Source organism: Celeribacter halophilus (assembly GCF_018860305.1).
In the GTDB taxonomy this organism is placed as follows: domain Bacteria; phylum Pseudomonadota; class Alphaproteobacteria; order Rhodobacterales; family Rhodobacteraceae; genus Celeribacter; species Celeribacter halophilus_A.
Genome location: NZ_JAHKPE010000031.1, coordinates 189,560 through 207,435 on the forward strand (window position 1 = coordinate 189,560; position 17,876 = coordinate 207,435).

Below are 17,876 nucleotides of genomic sequence, written 5' to 3' on the forward strand. Positions count from 1 at the left end.
CGACACGATCTTGTGATTGCCATGAGGATTCCCCATCTTGGTCGCAATGTTAATGCCATTAACTCTTTCGCGGGTGGAAAACTTGATCCGGACCCTGCTCCGGGGCGTAACCCACCCAAGACAAGACACAGGACAGTAAAGCCATGCGCATCGTCTCCATTCTTATCGCCCTGCTCGTCACGATCGGCCTGTACCTGTTCATATTCGAACGTGACCGCCTGACCGGACAGGACCAGACGGACGCAAACGCGGAGAGCCAAGAGGACTTTGCCCCGCCAGCGCAAAAAGCCATACAGGACGCCCGTGCGGTGGCTGTGGTGGCCCGCCATTCCGTGGCGCGGACACTCGACTCGGCCGTGGTGCTGCGCGGAGAGACCGAAGCGGCGCGCACGGTTCAGGTGACCGCCGAGACCAACGGGCGCGTGATCAACGAACCACTGCGCAAGGGCACGACGGTCAGCGCAGGACAAGAGCTTTGCGCCCTTGATCGCGGCACGCGGGATTCGAGCCTTGCACAGGCCCATGCCGCGCTCTCCGAGGCCGAAGTCGCACTGGCCAATGCCCGCAAACTGGCCGCAGGGGGCTATGCTTCGGAAACCCAGATCCTCTCCGCAGAGGCCGGTGTTGAAAGTGCGCGCGCCGCTGTGGCGCAGGTCCAGCGTGATATTGAAAACCTCTCGATCACCGCGCCTTTTGCGGGGCTTCTCGAAAGCGACACGGCGGAGCTTGGCACCTATCTGACAGCGGGGGCGCCCTGTGCCATGGTGATCCAGCTCGATCCGATCAAACTGGTGGGCTATGCCTCCGAGACCGATGTGAACAAGATCGAACTTGGCGCGCTCGCTGGTGCACGGCTGATTTCGGGGGAAACTGTGCAGGGCAATGTCACCTTCCTATCGCGCTCCGCCGATCCGGCCACGCGCACCTTCCGCGTTGAAGTCGAGGTGCCCAATCCCGATTTCGCCATCCGCGACGGGCAAACGGTAGAAATCGCCATTTCCTCGGCGGGGGTTGAGGCCCATCTGGTGCCGCAATCGGCGCTGACACTGGACGACGAGGGACGGATCGGCTTGCGACTCGTGGGCGAGGACAGCCGCACGCAGTTTGCGCCCGTCACCGTCTTGCGCGACACGCGCGAGGGCATCTGGGTCGCCGGTCTGCCCGAAAAGGCCGACATCATCACCGTGGGACAGGAGTTTGTCCGCGCGGGTGTTCTGGTCGAGCCGCATTTTGATACTCCCGACGAGGCCATGCCCGAGACTGATACGACTGAGACCGACCTCCAGACGGAGGCCACCCAATGACCGGACTCGTCGACTGGGCCGGTGAACGCGCCCGAATGATTCTGGCCTTTATTGCTCTGACCCTGATCGCGGGGGCCTATGCCTATGTCAGCCTGCCCAAAGAGGGCGAACCGGACATCGAAATCCCCGGCCTCTATGTGGCCGTGCCCTTCCCCGGCATTTCCGCCGAAGACGCCGAAAAGCTGCTCGTCAAACCGATGGAAACCGAGTTCTCCGATCTCGACGGGCTCGATTCCATGTCGGCCACTGCCTCCGAAGGCTATGGCGGCATCTGGCTTGAATTCGAATTCGGCTGGGACAAGACCAAAACCATCGCGGATGTGCGCGACCGGATGGGCCGCGTCGAGGCGGATTTTCCGGCAGGGGCCGACAGTTACACCGTCTCGGAGGTCAATTTCTCCGAATTTCCGATCCTGATCGTCAACCTTACCGGCCCCGTGCCCGAACGCACTTTGGTGAAATATGCCAAGGAAATGCAGGACCGGATCGAAAGTCTCGAACCCGTGCTGGAAGCCCAGCTCACCGGCCATCGCGACGAGATGCTCGAAGTGGTGATCGATCCACTCAAGCTCGAAAGCTACAATGTCACCGCCGCCGAGTTGATCAACGTGGTCACAAACAACAACCAGCTTGTCGCCGCAGGCGAGGTCGAAACCGATCAAGGCACGTTCTCGGTCAAGATCCCCGCGTCTTTCGACGACCAGCGCGACGTCATGTCCCTGCCGGTCAAGGTCAATGGCGACCGCGTGGTGACGCTGGGCGATCTGGCCGACATCCGTCTGACCTTCGAGGACCGCACGGGCACGGCGCGGTTCAATGGCGAAAACACCGTGGCGCTACAGGTGGTCAAACGCAAAGGTTTCCCGATCATCGACACGGTGGATCTTGTGAAACAGGAGGTTGCTGCCGAATTCGCCACATGGCCGGGGCCGCTGCAACAGGCGATCATTGTCGGCACGTCAAATGACCAGTCGCGGCAGGTTTCTTCTATGGTGAGTCAGCTCGAAGGCTCCGTGCTCACCGCCATTGCGCTGGTGATGATCGTGGTGCTGGCCTCGCTGGGCATCCGCTCGTCTCTTCTGGTCGGCTTTGCCATCCCCACGTCCTTCCTGTTGTGCTTCATCCTCTTGGGGCTGATGGACATCACCATTTCGAATATCGTCATGTTCGGGCTGATCCTCGCGGTCGGAATGTTGGTCGACGGGGCCATTGTGGTGGTCGAATATGCCGACCGGAAAATGGACGAAGGCGCAGGCCCCATGGCCGCTTTCATCGAGGCGGCCAAGCGCATGTTCTGGCCGATTGTCTCCTCCACCGCCACAACGCTCTGCGCCTTTCTGCCGATGCTGTTCTGGCCGGGTGTAGCGGGCGAATTTATGGGCATGCTGCCCGTTACCATCATCTTTGTGCTCTCCGCCTCGCTGATCGTGGCTCTGATCTACCTGCCTGTGATGGGTGGCGTCTCCGGCCGGATCGCGCGGAGCTTTGATCTCGCCTCGGCCGGTCTGCGCGACATGGCGCCCTACTGGCTGCGCGCGCTTCTGGTGATCCCGTCGGCCTATCTTGTGTTTCTCGGGCTTATGCAGCTCATGAACCCCGGCTACCTCATGAGCGATGGGGCCAAGGGCGGCGCTGTGCTCGGCGGCGCTCTGTTCCTGATCGGCTCGGCCCTCACCGGCATCACGCTTTCGGCGGCGCGTATCGAGCTGGACAGGAAAAAGGTGGAGTCCGGCTATAAACGCTCCGCCTTCGGGCATTTCACCTATTTCATCGCAGGCAACCCCGTGATGCCGGTGGTGGTCATTGTCGCCGTTCTCTTCGCGGTGGTCTCGGTCTTCGGCTATTATGGCAAAAACAACAAAGGCATCGAGTTCTTTTCAGCCACAGAGCCGGAACAGGCGATCATCTATGTGAAGGCACGCGGCAACCTGTCGCTGACCGAAAAAGACGCGCTGGTGCGTCAGGCCGAAGACATTGTGCTGGCCCAGCCCGGTGTGGACAACGCCTTTGTCTTTGCTGGCGACGGCGGGCTCAATTCCAACACCGGCGGCTCGTCCGCACCGCGCGACACCATCGGCCAGATTCAGGTCGAGTTGATCCCGTGGGAAGACCGCCCGACCGAGACCGAGGACGGGTTTCTCTTTTTCAAGGACACCCATGTCAAACCGGATTATGACGGCGACTATGTACTTTCCCAGCTTGAACAGAAGCTCTCGAAACTGCCCGGCATCCAGACCGAGACACTGAACCTCTCAATGGGACCGGCCTCAGCCAAGCCCGTGCATCTGCGGCTCAAGGCCGTTGATTTCGAACTGCTGGAACAGGCAACCGAGATCGTGCGCGCCAAGTTCGATCAGACCGAGGCACTGGCCGATATCGAAGACACCCGCCCCCTGCCCGGCATCGACTGGCAGATCGACGTGGATGTGGAGAAGGCCGGTCGCTACGGCGCGGATGTCGCCACGGTCGGCGGGATGATCCAGCTTGTGACCCGTGGCATCCTGCTCGACACGATGCGGGTGGACACATCCGACGAGGAAATCGACATCCGTGTGCGCCTGCCCGAAGAATTCCGCGTGCTCTCCACACTCGACAGTCTCAAGGTCCGCACCGCTGACGGTCAGGTGCCCCTGTCCAATTTCATTACCCGCACACCCGTCAGAAAACTCGCCTCCATCAGCCGCGTCGACCAACAGCGCTACTACGATGTGAAAGCGGCGGTGGACAGCGGGTTGACCCGCGAGGACGGGGTGACGATCACCCCCACGGAACGGATCGAAACGCTGACGCAATGGTTGGAAGACGAAACGCCCCTGCCCCAAGGCGTCTCTTGGGAATGGACCGGCGATGACGAGGAGCAAAAGGAAACCGGCGAATTCCTCGGCAAGGCCTTCGGGGCCGCGCTTGCGCTCATGTTCATCATCCTGCTGGCCCAGTTCAACAGTTTCTACAACTCGGTTCTGGTGCTGATGGCGGTGGTCATGTCCACGGCGGGCGTGCTGATCGGGCTGTTGGTGATGGATATGACCTTCGGCATGATCATGACCGGCACGGGGATCGTGGCGCTGGCGGGGATCGTGGTGAACAACAACATCGTTCTCATTGATACCTATCAGGAATATTCCCGCTACATGCCGCGTATCGAAGCCATCGTGCGCACGGCCGAAGACCGTATCCGCCCCGTGCTTCTGACCACGATCACCACCATGGCGGGCCTCACGCCCATGATGTTCGGCCTCTCGCTGGACTTCATCAATGGCGGCTACACGATCAACTCGCCCACCGCACAGTTCTGGACCAATCTGGCCACGGCTGTGGTCTTCGGCCTCGGCATTGCCACCGTTCTGACGCTGGTGTTCACCCCCGCCATGCTGGCGCTGCGCATCTGGTTCTGGGACATCCTGCACCATCTGCGGATGCGCCTGCTGACCGTCATGGGCCGCCAAAGCCGCACCGCCGAGGATTACCGCCTGCGTCGCGAGGCCAAACGGGCGAAGAACCCCGAATTCATCTGGTCCACAGGCACAGGCGCTTGGGCAGCACCGGAGACATTCGAGGCCGAGCGCGTGTCGCAAACCGCGCCGAAAACCCGCCCTGTAGAACCGCCGCCCGCCACGCCCGAAAGCGTGGGCGAGGTTACACCGGAGACGCCGGAGACCGGCAAAATCAGCAAAGATGGAAAAGACGGGCCGAAAGCCGCGGAGTGAGCCCTAGGCGCATGAAAGGCCCTAGCGCGGCAGGGCCTCTTGCACCAAGGCAAACCCCGCGCCCTCTTTATGCGCGCCCTCGGAAAGCACCCGCTTCCAGCGCCGCGCTCCCGGCTGGCCCGCAAACAGGCCTAGCATATGCTTTGTGATCTGCGCCAGCTTGCCGCCTGCGGCCACATGCCGCCCGATATAGTCTTCCATCGCGAAGACCACGTCCTCACGACTCAGGCGCGCGCGCGCATCCCCGAAGATCCGCTGATCCGCATCGCCCAGAATATCGTAAGGCTGGTGATAGGCCGCCCGCCCCACCATCACGCCATCCATATGCGCAAGCTCCGCCTCGACCGTATCGAGCGAAGCAATGCCGCCATTGATCGACAGGTGCAAATCGGGAAAGACGCGTTTCATCTCATGCACCAGCGGGTAGTCCAGCGGCGGAATATCGCGGTTCTCCTTGGGCGACAGACCGTCCAGCCACGCCTTGCGGGCATGAACCGTGATCCGACCGACCCCGGCCGCCTGCATCTTGCGCAGGAACTCCGGCAAGACCTCTGCAGCCTCCTGATCATCCACCCCGATCCGGCATTTCACCGTCACAGGCACAGCCCCCGCCGCCTCCTGCATCGCACGGACGCAATCGGCCACGAGATCCGGCGATTTCATCAACACCGCGCCAAAGGCCCCCGACTGCACCCGATCAGACGGGCAGCCGACGTTGAGATTAACCTCGTCATAACCGCGTTCCACACAAAACCCCGTCGCCGCCGCCAGCTCCGCCGGATCGGAACCACCAAGCTGCACCGCAACCGGATGTTCCTCTGAGTTATAGTCCAACAAATGCACAGCCCCGCCCCGCACCAAAGCCGGCGCGGTCACCATCTCCGTATAAAGCAAGGCATGACGGCTCATCAGCCGGTGAAAATACCGGCAGTGATGGTCGGTCCAATCCATCATGGGGGCGACAGATAGACGCGCAGAGCAATCAACTGCGGAAAACGCTGATTTTTCTTGTTCTTTTTGATCAACCATTTTTCACGTTTTCCTCGTTTCAGCGCGATTTTATCCCGTTTCCAGACGCGGTGCTACAGGTTGCAGCACGGGTGGCGCAATTAAAATCCGGTTCGTGAAAGAGGCTTCTGATCATGTCATGACCGGCCTCATGTCCTGCGCCTCTCTCTTGACATTGGACATGAAACGGTGCGCCCGGCATCTTTTGAAAATGTCGCTCTACTCCAAATGTAAATTCCCGATAGCAGCCCGAATTATACTATTTGTATCATCGCTATCGCCCGAAACAGCCAAACCGACAAGCGCCCCTTTTGCGCCACCGAAAGCCTTCATGTAGTCCTCGGTAAGGTCCACACTCTCGGCGTGAGACCCTGTGCCCGCAGACCGCAATGCAATGGTCACACCCTGCCCCGTAGGACCGTAGGGCGAAGGAATGATCTGTTTGCGTCCGTGGTTTCCGCCCCACGCATATTGGATGATGCGCACATCTTCATTCCCCAGAAGGCTGCGGATATTGGCTTCCCGAAGCGCCGGAGCCATGCTTTCTGGCACGAACACGAAGTAAAGCGAAATATTGCGATCATCGCCGCCCTTCTGCGCAAGGTTTGTTGGCGGCACGGACTGATCAACGGTCCAAACCCACGATGCGCGCGAACTTGTCCAACGATCCTGCGCCACGCGGCTCCACGCAATCGACACCGCCCCCTCCGAAACCAGACTCAGGCTGGACCCGAAACTGTAGTCATTCGAACTGAAGAGGGACAAACGCTGCTCGCGCCACCCGTCGGAAAAACTGACGGGTTCGGCAAGTGCGGCCTGAGATAAAAACATAAGCAGCGCGGCTGGTATTGTGAAACGCATTGATCACTCCCTTGGGTGTTGTAAAACGAGCGATCATACTCGCCATCACATATTCGGAGCGTTCATTGTAACCGGCTTTTGCAAGGTTTGAATGGCGCGCAGCGCCTGATACGCGAATGTGATAACTGAAAAGGCCAGATTCCGTCAGAGATCAGGGTATTGGAATGGCGCCCGCAAATTCTCACATAAATGAAGCCGAGGATGCATTCGGTGACAGTTATCGGTGAGATACTCTTAGACGTATAGCGCATAGGCATTTGAATTCTAATTTTGGGAATTATTGGCCCGCGTCGCCCCTCTTACCGGAACCGCCTTAGAGCAACCAGCAAATTGAGGAGAAAATCATGAGAATGAATGGAAAAGTGGCAATCATCACTGGCGGCGCAGGCGGCATTGGCCTTGCTACGGCTCAACGTTTTGTGTCTGAGGGCGCAAAAGTGATGCTGGTTGATATTGGTCAGGACGCCTTGGATAAGGCTCAGGCAGGCTTCGAAAAAGATCAGGTCGCAACTTGTGTCGCAGACGTCTCGGATCCGGATGACACGCAACGTTATATTGCCGAAACGATCAAACGGTTTGGCCGTCTTGATACCTTCTTCGCCAATGCCGGCACCGAAGGTGTTATAGCCCCCATCACGGAATACCCGCTCGCAGCTTTTGACAAAGTGATGGCCGTCAACATTCGTGGTGTCTGGCTGGGCCTTCATTACGGCATTCCGGAGATTTCCAAATTTGGCGGTGGCAGCTTCATCATCACGTCCTCCATTGGCGGCCTTAAAGGCGCTCCGGGCCTCGGAGCCTACGTGACCAGCAAGCATGCTTTGGTTGGCATGATGCGCACGGCCGCCTTGGAAGCCGCGCCAATGAAGGTGCGTGTCAACACCATTCACCCCTCGCCAATCGAAACCCGGATGATGCGATCCATTGAGGCGGGTGCCGCCCCAGACAAGGCTTCTGCTGCCAAGGATGCTGCTGAAAAATCCATTCCGCTCAGTCGCTATGGAACACCCGATGAAGTCGCGGATTTGGCAGTCTTCCTTGCATCTGAAGAAAGCAAGTTTTGCACGGGTGGACGGTATTCCATTGATGGCGGGATGTCTGCTACATAGGTTTTCACGCTCGAAAAGAGCGGCCCGTTGAACACCGAAGGTGGATTGGCCGATGTATCTGCGTGACAATCGGCGCGATGGACTGAAAACTGATATGTCTTGCGGAGGGGCCCTTGCTCCCGAACAGGCCAATACCCAGAGGGGGCGAGTTCCCCTCCGCAAGCGCACTCTGCCATATCTTTATGCCATCTCTTCGCTAGACGGGAGAAGGCTCAGGACTTTTGCCGCCAAACAATGAGTGACGGCGGCGTTGGTTATAGGCGTGGGTTATAAAAGCATACCGCCGACCTCCCACCAATGATCCCACTCCTTGATGTAGGGTTTGGGTGTTTGATGTCTTTGTAGGCGCGCGTGGTGGCCAAGCTCCGAAGCTTGGCCACCCAAGCTTAGCGGAGGCTGGATTTCATCATCCAGAGCTCTTTTTCATGCCATTCCAGACGGTCGGTGAGGATGCCGGCAGACACTTCATCGCCCGCCTCGCCGGCAATGCCGATGGCATCGCGCAGGGTGACGGCAAGGGCCTCGTGGCCAGCGACGAGTTTGATCATCATGTCTTCAGCGGATTGCGCCGGAGTGTCCTCCGCTTCGGCATGTGCCATCAGGCCCGCGACCGTTCCCGGCGCATATGCCCCCTGAATACGGATGCGTTCAGCGATTTCGTCCAGCGCGCCCCAGAGGTTCTGATATTGCGCCTCGAACAAGACATGCAGTTGGCGGAAATTCGGTCCTTCGACATTCCAGTGATAGCCGTGGGTCTGCACATACAGGCGGAAGGTCTGTCCGAGAACGTCTTTCAGGGTCGCGATGTTGGTTTGGGATGCGGTGGTCATAGGTCTCTCTCCTAACGGAATTATGGGGGCGGACAGGCCACTATGGCCCGTCCGGAACTGTCACAGGTTGCGTGTGGAGAAATACCAATCCACCGTATCATAGCCTTCGCCAGCGCGAGCCATTGCGTCTTGCGGGGTTGCAGGTGTCGGCACGATGACCGGCTGTCCGGGGGTCCAGTTCTCCGGCATCGCGCATTTGTTTTCATCCGCAGTTTGCATAGCCACCAGCAGACGGTAAATCTCGTTAACGGAGCGGCCTGCGTTCATCGGATAATACACCATCGCACGCAGCACACCTTCCGGATCAATCAGGAACGTCGCACGGACAGCGGCCGTGTCGGAGGCACCGGGCTGGATCATGCCATAGGCTTGTGCCACGGCCATATTCAGGTCCGCTATAATCGGGAACTTGATCTCGACGCCGAATTTTTCCTTGATATTCAACATCCACGCAATGTGGCTGTAGTGGCTGTCGATGGAGAGCCCCAGAAGCTCGGTGTTGCGGGCGGTGAAGTCATCGTGCTTTTTGGCAAAGGCGATGAATTCCGTGGTGCAGACCGGCGTGAAATCCGCCGGATGCGAAAACAGCACCAGCCATTTGCCACGGTAGTCGGCCAGTGTCTTGCGACCATGGGTGGTCGGAGCATCAAAGGCCGGAGCGGCTTCGTTCAGACGTGCTGCGGGGTATTGGATCTGGTCTGTCATTTGCTTGTCTTTCCTGTCTGCGTTCTGATGCAGCAGATATAGCGGCTGGACACAGATAGAAGAAATCGAATATAAAGATCATTATTATAGAGAAAGTCTATCAATGATTACCCTGCGCCAGATGCGTTTCCTGACGGCCGTTGCCGACACACTGAATTTTTCCCGCGCGGCAGAACTCTGTTTCGTCACCCAGCCGACGTTGAGTGCCGGCATCAAGGAATTGGAAGACCGGCTGGGCGTTCAGTTGATCGAGCGCACACGACAAAGCGTGATGATGACACCGCTGGGTCTGGAATTGACCGAACGGGCGAGGCGCTTGTTGCTGGACGCCGCAGAGATCGAAGCGGTGGCAAAGGCCCATAAGAGCCCCTTGGAGGGTGATTTGAAACTGGGGTCGATTCCCACCATCGGGCCGTATCTTCTGCCACGTGCGCTACCAGCCATCAGAGAGGCCTTCCCCGATCTTCGGGTCTACCTGCGCGAAGAAATGACCGAGACTCTGATCGAAGGACTGAACGCCGGTCGGCTGGATTTGGTGCTGATTGCCCTGCCCTTTGACATCGGCGCGTTGGAGGTCATGCCGCTGTTCGATGATGGCTATCAATTGGCCACGCCCCTTGGCGGTCCACCCCCGCGGGGCGCGGACACACTAACAAGCAGCCCCGAATTGATGCTTCTGGAAAAGGGGCACTGTCTACAGCGCCATGCCTTGGCGGCCTATCCGGGGCGGATCGTCGCGGCCGAAGACAGCTTTGCCGCGACCAGCCTGAGCACACTGATCGCCATGGTCGCCGAAGGTCTGGGGATCACGCTCCTGCCCAATCTGGCGGTCGCTGCCGGAGTGACACGCTTGGCTCATGTTCAACTCACACCGCTGCCTGATGCCTGCCCGCGTCAGGTTGTTCTGGCCTGGCGCCCCGGAACGGCACGGGCGAAACTCTTTCAATCCATCGGAAAGCTGTTGCAGCAAACCCAGAAAACCCTTGTCCAATCCGGAAATGTGCCGAATGGAGATCGTTCAACCTGTGCCTGAGACCTCCCTACCTGACAGCCACAGATATGTCTGCTGCATGATGACGGGTCACCCACAATGCGGGCGCAGTGAACGGCCCATGTAAAAACACCCTTCAAATACGGAAAACCCCCGCTGCCATCAGACAACGGGGGTGTTTATTCAACATCAGGAGTTGAATTAAATCATCCTTCGCGTTCCAGCTTCTTGCGTGCCAGTTTGCGGGCGCGACGGATCGCTTCCGCTTTCTGACGCGCATTTTTCTCGGAAGGTTTCTCGAAATGTTGCTTGAGCTTCATTTCACGGAACACGCCTTCCTTTTGAAGTTTTTTCTTAAGAACCCGAAGGGCCTGATCGACATTGTTGTCGCGAACACTAACCTGCATGTGGTTTCCACCAGCCTTTTCGTTTGAATTTGCAATGATCTGCACCTACAGGCCAGATAACAGCCTTAAACCATCTTGTATAGTAAAGCCTGCCATGTGGGACGAAACCGGCGGTCGCGCCCTTGTCATCTGGCGGTTGTCCGAGAGGCATCACCGGCGCGACCCTTCAGCCGGGAAGCCCGTCGATCCTTGGGATGGAGCTCGGATCGTTGTCCCAGTCCGCGCGACTGGAACAGCAGATATGCGCGTCGGGTCGTATGTCGATCGGGCTGTCAAGCGACCCTGCCGGAACCACAAGCAAACCGACCTCCGGCTGGGAGATAGGCAGTGCGGATCCGCAGTCGGAGCAAAAGCTCTTCATATGGCGTGAAGCAGGAAAACGGAACGTCTTGATCTTTGCCTCGCCTGAAACCCAGATGAGTTTGGCCGTGGACGAAAACAGGTTTGCCGAATGGGCCGAACCGCTATCCTTGCGGCAGCGGGAACAGTGGCACAGGAAAAAGCTCTCGAACTCTCCTGATATGCGGAATTTCACAGCGCCACAAAGGCATTGTCCCGTGGTCGGATTGTTGTCCATTCACACTCCTCGCAACCGCCCCCCCTGCCGCCAGTCAAACGCATTTCATTGTTCCTTTGTATCCGCGTGTTGAATTCCGGTCAAAGGGGCTCACAGAAAGACAGTCTCGGCGTCGCAGAGCATCAACGGATTGAAAACCATGCCTTTCCGTCGTTCACGGTCCCGAGCCGCTATTCGTGCAAAAACCGTTCAACGGCAGCAGCCCGAAGCGGACAAATGGCCTTTGCGATAAATTTTGGATATGCATTACGTTCCAGATAATAACATATACCCTCTCCGATCGGGGCTTTTCGTTCCACCTTCAGTTCTGAATGAAAGACTTGAACTATTGCGCTGACTGATAAATTTTGTGGTTATCTTGAAAGTCACTTCCTCTATCCAAAGAGCATTTTTCAATGACAACACTTAACTTTCCCACTGCCGAGGAAATAGACGGCTTCGCAACAGGCTTCTATGGCTATGGAGATTTCGAAGCCCCGCTATGGTTTATAGGTATGGAAGAAGGTGGAGGTAACAGCGCAAGAGAGGTGACGAATAGAATTCACGTGTGGCAGCAAAGAGGGTGCGCGCCTCTGGAAGATGTCGCAGAATACCATGATGCCGTATTTGAGAATGGCTTTAACTCGATTACCAAGCAAAACACTTGGTCAGCGCTCAGCCGTATCCAGCTCGCCTATAATTCAGACCCCGTGTCGGGAATGAGTGTGCGCAACCATTGGCAGCAGCAACTTGGTAGACGAGGTTCGGCAACTTGCATTATGGAATTGAACCCGTTGCCCTCTCCGAGCATCACTACCTGGAAGTATCCAGATTTCACCGACCTGCCCTTTTTGGCAAGCCGAATTGCCTACAATGCTCGGTATCGGGCTGACCGTATAGCGTCGATTAAAGATATGCTTGCACAGCACGAGCCAAAGGCTGTCATCTTTTACGGAAAGAAGTATGAGAGATTTTGGGCTGAAATTGCAGGCGCGACCTTCGAAACTGAAAATTTGCATTCGCGTGCCGTTAAAGGTGACACCACGTTTGTTTCGATGCACCATCCAAACGCGAGGGTGAGAGGAAAGACGAGTAATTATCTCGAAAATTTAGGCTCTATGCTACGCGACGCATCTTAATATTCCGGTATTTCAGGCGCTTTCACCCAAGTCTCCGGCTGGCAACTGAATGTTGCATTTTGGGGCTACCGCGCGTGCAAAGAACCAACCGCAACGCACTAAGGCGATGCAGGTGGTCGTTCAAAGACTTCCGTTGTGATATCTGTTGCCAGTCGGGCATCCAGCGCTCCGCGATTGAGAAGGCGATACCAGAACGCGCCATGGATCATGGTTGAAATCATTTCCGGATTCCGACCGCGCGAAAGCTCTCCGCGGTCTTGTGCCCGATGCAGCAACGCGGTGATCATCTTTTCACGCGGCAAGACGAAATTCTTATGGAAGGAGGCATTGAATGTCACATCCTTCTGCGCAGCGGCGATAATGGAACACAGAGTGTCGCGGTCTTTGTTCAGGTGCTCGAAGACATTGATCAGAAACTCTTCCAGAACCACGCGACAGCTTTTGCCGTCCTCCAAGGCGGGTTGGGCGGCGTAATTGCCTGTTTCCTCGAATACGGCCTCAAGGACGAGATCGGCCTTGGTGTTCCAGCGATTATAGAGCGTTTGTCGGGCCACACCGGCCTCTTTGGCAATCGCTGCGATGGATACTTTCTCGTAGCCGTTTTCGCGAACAAGCTGCAGTGCGGCGGCTTTCAGCGCGGCACTGGCTCTCTCGTCTGTCGGCCGCCCGCCCGATACTTTCTTCGTCATGCACATATCCTGTTCAATCACGCAGGCTGACCTTACTTGCTTGTGAGACTTTAGTCTATTAACTAAATTTAGACCAAAGTCTACTAACCAGACAGGAACCAAAATGTCCCGAATATCCCTAACGCCAAAGCACGCTGCGGCCATCACAGCAAGCTTGGGTTTGCTGTCCATCTTTCCCCCACTGGCAACAGATATGTATCTGGCCGCGCTCGGTGATTTGGCGACATCAATGTCCGCCACACACACAGCGGCCGAATTTTCTCTTTCGATCTTTTTTCTCGGGCTATGTGTCGGTCAGCTTCTGGTTGGCCCCTTGGCCGATGCCTATGGGCGCAAGCTGCCGCTTCTGATCGGAACAGCCCTGTTTACAGCGACCTCGATTGCCCTACCGTTGCTCGACGATATCGTGTGGTTCAACGCCCTGCGGTTTGTCCAAGCCATTGGTGCAAGTGCCGGCATGGTCGTCGGGCGCGCCGTGGTCAAAGACCTCTATGAAGGGCGACGGGCGGCTCAGGTCATGACGGTGCTTGTGATGTTGCTGACGATCGGTCCGATCGTGTCTCCAACGCTGGGCAGCCTGCTTCTTGAAGCCTTCGGTTGGCGTTCGATTTTTGCGCTCATGGCGCTTATCAGCGTTGTTGCCTTTGTCCTGACCCTGATTGTCGTGCCCGAAACACTCCCAGTCGAAGAGCGCAAAACACAGCCATTTGTCCACGGGGCCCGCACGGCGGTGACACTGCTGTCACAGCGCCGCTTTGTCATCATGGTGCTTGTATCGGGTTTGGTGCAGGGCGGCATGTTCGCATTCATCACCGGATCATCGGGCGTGTTTCAGGGGATATTTGGTTTAAGCTCGATTGGCTTCGGCATCATGTTCGCGGCGATTGCTGCCGCGTTGATGGTTTTCGGGAAGGTGAATGGCATTCTACTGAACACCCACAGCCCCAACCGGATCCTCACGGTCGGATTGCCAGTCTATTTGGGCGCGACATTGGTCCTGACCCTGCTCTCCGGCACAGAGACACTGTGGCTATTCGTTCTTCCTCTCTGGATTTCGATCGGTATGGTCGGGTTGCTTTCGGCCAATGCCATGTCGATCACAATGGAACTGGCAAAAGCGGGCGCAGGCATGGGCTCGGCTTTGCTCGGAGCCATTCAGTTTGCCATCGCATTTACCGTCTCGTCCTGCGTTGCCATCGGAGGAACCGCCACGGCTCTGCCCATGTCTCTTGGCCTCTTTCTCCCAGCCACACTCGCGACAGTTTTGTTCTTTGCCTTTGGGAATCGCTCAAAGAGATAGGCGTGTCGAGATCACAATCGGGAAACCTCACCAAATGAGAGTATGGGCCTTGCATTGCAAAGGAGACCAAGGCCCATCTCCTCAAACAACGGTCATGCGAGATGAAGCAAATGTCCGTTTTCGCCGTTGGTGTCGAACTGCCACAAACGGCTCGGAGCTGTCTTTCCTCGATTTTGGGGGGCCTGTTTCTAAGGAATGATGCAACAAAATGTTGCGCCCAAGCCGTATGGTTGCAGCTCTCTGCGGAACTTCCGTCGCCTACCCCGCCTCTTTCCAAGTCTCCGGCGTCAGGTAGACCACGCTGTCATCAACCCCGACCATCACCTCGCCGTCCTGAATGTTGACCTGCAACTTCATCGTGCGGCGCGCCAGTTCGGCCAGTGCGGCGGTGTCTTTCGGGGTGATATTCACCACTTTCAGATTGTCGAACCGCGTGGTGCTGTTTTTGATCTTCTCCCACCACATCTCTGCCGTCCTGCCGCCATAGGCATAGATGATCACATCACGGGCCTTGCCACAGGACTGACGCACGAGTTTCTCGCTCGGCAGGCCCAAGGCCACCCAGAGTTCCAGTTCGTCGCTCAGGCTTTTCTGCCAGATGTCGGGCTCGTCATCCGTGGAGAGGCCCTTGGTCATTTCCAGATGTTCATGGGCATTCAAGGCAAAGGCCAGCAGGCGCACCATCAACCGCTCATCCGTCTCGGAAGGATGTTTGGCCACCGTCAACTTGTGGGTCTCGTAATAGTGACGGTCCATATCGGAGACGGTGAGTTCAACTTTGTAAATGGTGGCTTTGAGCGCCATGATATCTGTCCTGAATAAAAGATGGGCCTGCCGCAGGCGTTTCAAGAAACGCCGCGCTGCGTCGGGATGGGGCTGTCACGCTCCATCGAGGCACGTTGCGATAGGCTCTAAAGCCTCCGGCGTCTTTGTGAAAGCGGATAAGGCACAGGCCAAGCCTTTCGCGCGGCTCTTGTGCCACGCCCCTGCCCGCCTCTTCCGGCCTCAGGCAGATAGGGGCACGGGCATGGTCTCAGGCATGGTCATGTGCAAAGCAGACAGGACGCTCTGCTTTGCCCCTTGGGTACGCTTGCGCTTTTAGGCCGCGATGCGCGCTTGGCGTGTTTGCAGCCTGACCATGACATACCCCATCAAGGTCGCCATGCCGACATGCCCGATAAAGGAGGACTGGGTATAGGCCCCGAACCCCATCATAAAGCTGCGCCCCACCACAGGCGCCAACAAGCCTTGTGCCACGAACCACAGGACAAACCCCGCCAAAGCGCCCGATAGGACGAGATTGACCCGCGTCACCAGATGCGTCAGCCAGACAAACGCCCCGAACCCGACCGCGCCGATTGTGAAATGGACAAGGAACCCCGCCCAATGCGGCAGCGTGACGCCAAAGGCGATCTTGATCAGCGCGATCACCAAATTCGCAGGGGCCAAAGCCACCCCGAACAGAACCGGCGAGATCAGCCATGCGTAGATTTCAAACGAAATTTCGCCCACCAATCCGGCGATAACCAGATTTCTGAGGCTGTGAAGTGTCAACATATCGGGAAGGTCTTTCTGTGTTTTGCGTAAATTGCGGAGCCGGTTTGAATCACTTCGGCAAGGGCGGCACAGAACAGAGCGTTCATCGCACAGACGCCTTTGCCGTCATGTCGTAGACTGGCATTTAAGCGTTATGGAGCGATGACTCAAAAAACATATTTGAACGATCACTCAACAAAGGGTGATCGTTTGTTATGTGGACAGGGTTTGGGACGTGAGGCCGACCGAAGGCCAAACACAAAACGGGGGCCAAAGCGGCCCCCGTTTCAACGTCTCACAAAATAGTCTGTGTCAGTCTTTCATGTCTTTCACGAAGGTCTCGTCGACCTCACCGCGGAAGAAGTCCCGACCGTAGACGAGAATGCAGAGCACCACGCCGACGCCGAAGGCCCAAGCGGCCCCGCGGGTGGCGAGCACGGCGGCAACGACACCGGCGATGCCGAGGTCACGCTGGGAACGCGCTTCCATCACACCGATGCGGACCGAGACATAGCCCTGGATCAGCAGCGTCAGGGCCAGCGCGATGCCGAGGATCGGCTGCACAAGCGTGACAATCGGCATCAAGAGCAAGCCGGTGTTGGTCCCCCAACGGAAGGACCCTGCCCCGCCGAAGATCGAGTCCATCGCCTTTTTGCCCTGCGTGAAACGCTCGACAATGACGACATGCATGGCGGCCCAGAGCGGTCCACACATGGCCACATCCGGCCCGATGATGGACATGACCGAGTTCCGCGCCCCGAAGATCATATGTGCACGGTCGGGGTTGTAGTCGATCTTTTCGTCCAGACGCGCGTGGTCGGCTTCTTCAAGGATGGCCTTGCTTTGCAGAACATCCCCGAACAGCACGATATAGGCGGCCAGAACCGTCGGGATCGCGGTCAGGAACATGCCCAGCGGCGGGAAGCCGAGACCGAAGACTGTGTATTCCTTCCACAGCGTGGTGAAGTCCGGCTTGGAAATCCCCCACTCGATGGTCGGCCACGGTGCCTCGCCAAAGACCGGAGCAACCACAATCGCCAGCGCCACAATCGGGAAGATACCGAGCTTGCCGATCGCGCCAAAGATGTAATTGGTGGCTTTCAGCTTGGCAAAGTGCCGCGAGAAGATGACGTAGAAGGCAATGCCCACCGCGATGGTGATGGTGAAGGGGAAGCTGTCAAACCGGCCACCGACCTTGAACACGGAGATCACGGCGGCAATGCCCGCCCCGATAATGATGCCGGACTTGATCGCTTGCGGGATAAGCTGCACCACGCGATGCGCCAGACCCGAGGCCCCGATGAAGATCGAGAACAGGCCGAGCATCAACTGGAAGGCAATCAAGGCATGCACGCGCTCCGGCCCCTCCGGGAATGCCGCACAATAGGCCATCAGAAGCGGGATCGCCGGTGTGATCCAGCCGGGAATAACCGGATCGCCCAACAGGTGGTGCGTCAGGTACAAAATCCCGTTCATCATGACAACAGCAAGGGCCACCTCAAAGGGCATCCCCAACAGTTCGATCATGAGCGGGATCGCCGCCAGATCCACAGCGCACATCAAGAGGCCCTGGAAATAATCCGGCCACTCGAACCGGTAGTGTAGGAATGGCAGGCGGATCTTGAACGGACCCGCCGGCCAATAGGGCGTTTCCTGCCCGTCGATACGTTGTTGTCTCACTGAAGTCTCCTCGCTTTGTGCGCAGTTGGGCCCCTCCCTCCCGGGGCTCATTTC

Annotated in this window: 16 protein-coding genes; 6 read left to right on the plus strand and 10 right to left on the minus strand. The window is 57.6% G+C overall.

The window, feature by feature from the left end; translation table 11 throughout:
* Window positions 1-143: 143 nt before the first annotated feature.
* Window positions 144-1,304, plus strand: coding sequence for an efflux RND transporter periplasmic adaptor subunit (locus KO492_RS12780; protein WP_216045317.1), 1,161 nt, complete (start codon window positions 144-146; stop codon window positions 1,302-1,304).
* Window positions 1,301-5,011 carry an efflux RND transporter permease subunit gene (locus tag KO492_RS12785; RefSeq protein WP_216045318.1) on the plus strand — a complete coding sequence of 1,237 codons (3,711 nt, stop codon included), beginning with the start codon at window positions 1,301-1,303 and terminating at the stop codon, window positions 5,009-5,011. Before KO492_RS12780 ends, KO492_RS12785 begins: the two co-directional genes overlap by 4 nt.
* A gap of 21 nt (window positions 5,012-5,032) precedes the next feature.
* On the opposite strand, the gene dusA is transcribed toward KO492_RS12785, so the two are convergent.
* Both dusA and KO492_RS12795 read right to left on the minus strand, forming a co-directional pair.
* Entirely contained in the window at window positions 5,033-6,040 is a 1,008-nt protein-coding gene (dusA, locus tag KO492_RS12790) for a tRNA dihydrouridine(20/20a) synthase DusA (RefSeq protein ID WP_216045319.1), read from the minus strand.
* 198 nt (window positions 6,041-6,238) lie between these two features.
* Window positions 6,239-6,880, minus strand: coding sequence for a DUF3047 domain-containing protein (locus KO492_RS12795; protein WP_216045320.1), 642 nt, complete (start codon window positions 6,878-6,880; stop codon window positions 6,239-6,241).
* 344 nt (window positions 6,881-7,224) lie between these two features.
* On the opposite strand from KO492_RS12795, the gene KO492_RS12800 reads away from it, so the two are divergent.
* Window positions 7,225-7,989 carry an SDR family NAD(P)-dependent oxidoreductase gene (locus KO492_RS12800; protein WP_252735518.1) on the plus strand — a complete coding sequence of 255 codons (765 nt, stop codon included), beginning with the start codon at window positions 7,225-7,227 and terminating at the stop codon, window positions 7,987-7,989.
* A gap of 386 nt (window positions 7,990-8,375) precedes the next feature.
* Here the strand turns inward: KO492_RS12800 and KO492_RS12805 are convergent, their stop codons facing one another.
* Entirely contained in the window at window positions 8,376-8,819 is a 444-nt protein-coding gene (locus tag KO492_RS12805) for a Dps family protein (protein ID WP_216045321.1), read from the minus strand.
* A gap of 60 nt (window positions 8,820-8,879) precedes the next feature.
* A complete protein-coding gene (locus tag KO492_RS12810; protein ID WP_216045322.1) occupies window positions 8,880-9,524 on the minus strand; it encodes a peroxiredoxin in 645 nt (214 codons plus the stop codon).
* A gap of 103 nt (window positions 9,525-9,627) precedes the next feature.
* On the opposite strand from KO492_RS12810, the gene KO492_RS12815 reads away from it, so the two are divergent.
* Entirely contained in the window at window positions 9,628-10,557 is a 930-nt protein-coding gene (locus KO492_RS12815) for a hydrogen peroxide-inducible genes activator (protein WP_216045323.1), read from the plus strand.
* A gap of 164 nt (window positions 10,558-10,721) precedes the next feature.
* Here KO492_RS12815 and rpsU read toward each other — a convergent pair whose 3' ends face one another.
* On the minus strand, window positions 10,722-10,922 hold the full coding sequence (rpsU, locus tag KO492_RS12820) for a 30S ribosomal protein S21 (RefSeq protein ID WP_040700433.1): 201 nt from the start codon (window positions 10,920-10,922) through the stop codon (window positions 10,722-10,724).
* 166 nt (window positions 10,923-11,088) lie between these two features.
* Window positions 11,089-11,499, minus strand: coding sequence for a GFA family protein (locus tag KO492_RS12825; RefSeq protein ID WP_216045324.1), 411 nt, complete (start codon window positions 11,497-11,499; stop codon window positions 11,089-11,091).
* Window positions 11,500-11,894: 395 nt separating this feature from the next.
* On the opposite strand from KO492_RS12825, the gene KO492_RS12830 reads away from it, so the two are divergent.
* Window positions 11,895-12,617: a hypothetical protein gene (locus KO492_RS12830; protein WP_216045325.1), complete on the plus strand. Its 723-nt coding sequence runs from the start codon at window positions 11,895-11,897 to the stop codon at window positions 12,615-12,617.
* Window positions 12,618-12,715: 98 nt separating this feature from the next.
* On the opposite strand, the gene KO492_RS12835 is transcribed toward KO492_RS12830, so the two are convergent.
* Entirely contained in the window at window positions 12,716-13,306 is a 591-nt protein-coding gene (locus tag KO492_RS12835) for a TetR/AcrR family transcriptional regulator (protein WP_216045326.1), read from the minus strand.
* A 103-nt stretch (window positions 13,307-13,409) separates the two neighbouring features.
* Here KO492_RS12835 and KO492_RS12840 point away from each other — a divergent pair, with 103 nt between their 5' ends.
* A complete protein-coding gene (locus KO492_RS12840) occupies window positions 13,410-14,606 on the plus strand; it encodes a multidrug effflux MFS transporter (RefSeq protein ID WP_216045327.1) in 1,197 nt (398 codons plus the stop codon).
* A gap of 258 nt (window positions 14,607-14,864) precedes the next feature.
* Here KO492_RS12840 and KO492_RS12845 read toward each other — a convergent pair whose 3' ends face one another.
* From KO492_RS12845 to KO492_RS12855, 3 genes are all read right to left on the minus strand, one after another.
* Window positions 14,865-15,410: a YaeQ family protein gene (locus KO492_RS12845; protein WP_216045328.1), complete on the minus strand. Its 546-nt coding sequence runs from the start codon at window positions 15,408-15,410 to the stop codon at window positions 14,865-14,867.
* A gap of 294 nt (window positions 15,411-15,704) precedes the next feature.
* Window positions 15,705-16,163, minus strand: coding sequence for a DUF1440 domain-containing protein (locus KO492_RS12850; RefSeq protein WP_216045329.1), 459 nt, complete (start codon window positions 16,161-16,163; stop codon window positions 15,705-15,707).
* Between the two features lie 291 nt (window positions 16,164-16,454).
* The gene (locus tag KO492_RS12855) at window positions 16,455-17,822 is read right to left on the minus strand and encodes a hypothetical protein (RefSeq protein ID WP_216045330.1); all 1,368 of its coding nucleotides are present in this window, start codon (window positions 17,820-17,822) and stop codon (window positions 16,455-16,457) included.
* Window positions 17,823-17,876 lie beyond the last annotated feature (54 nt).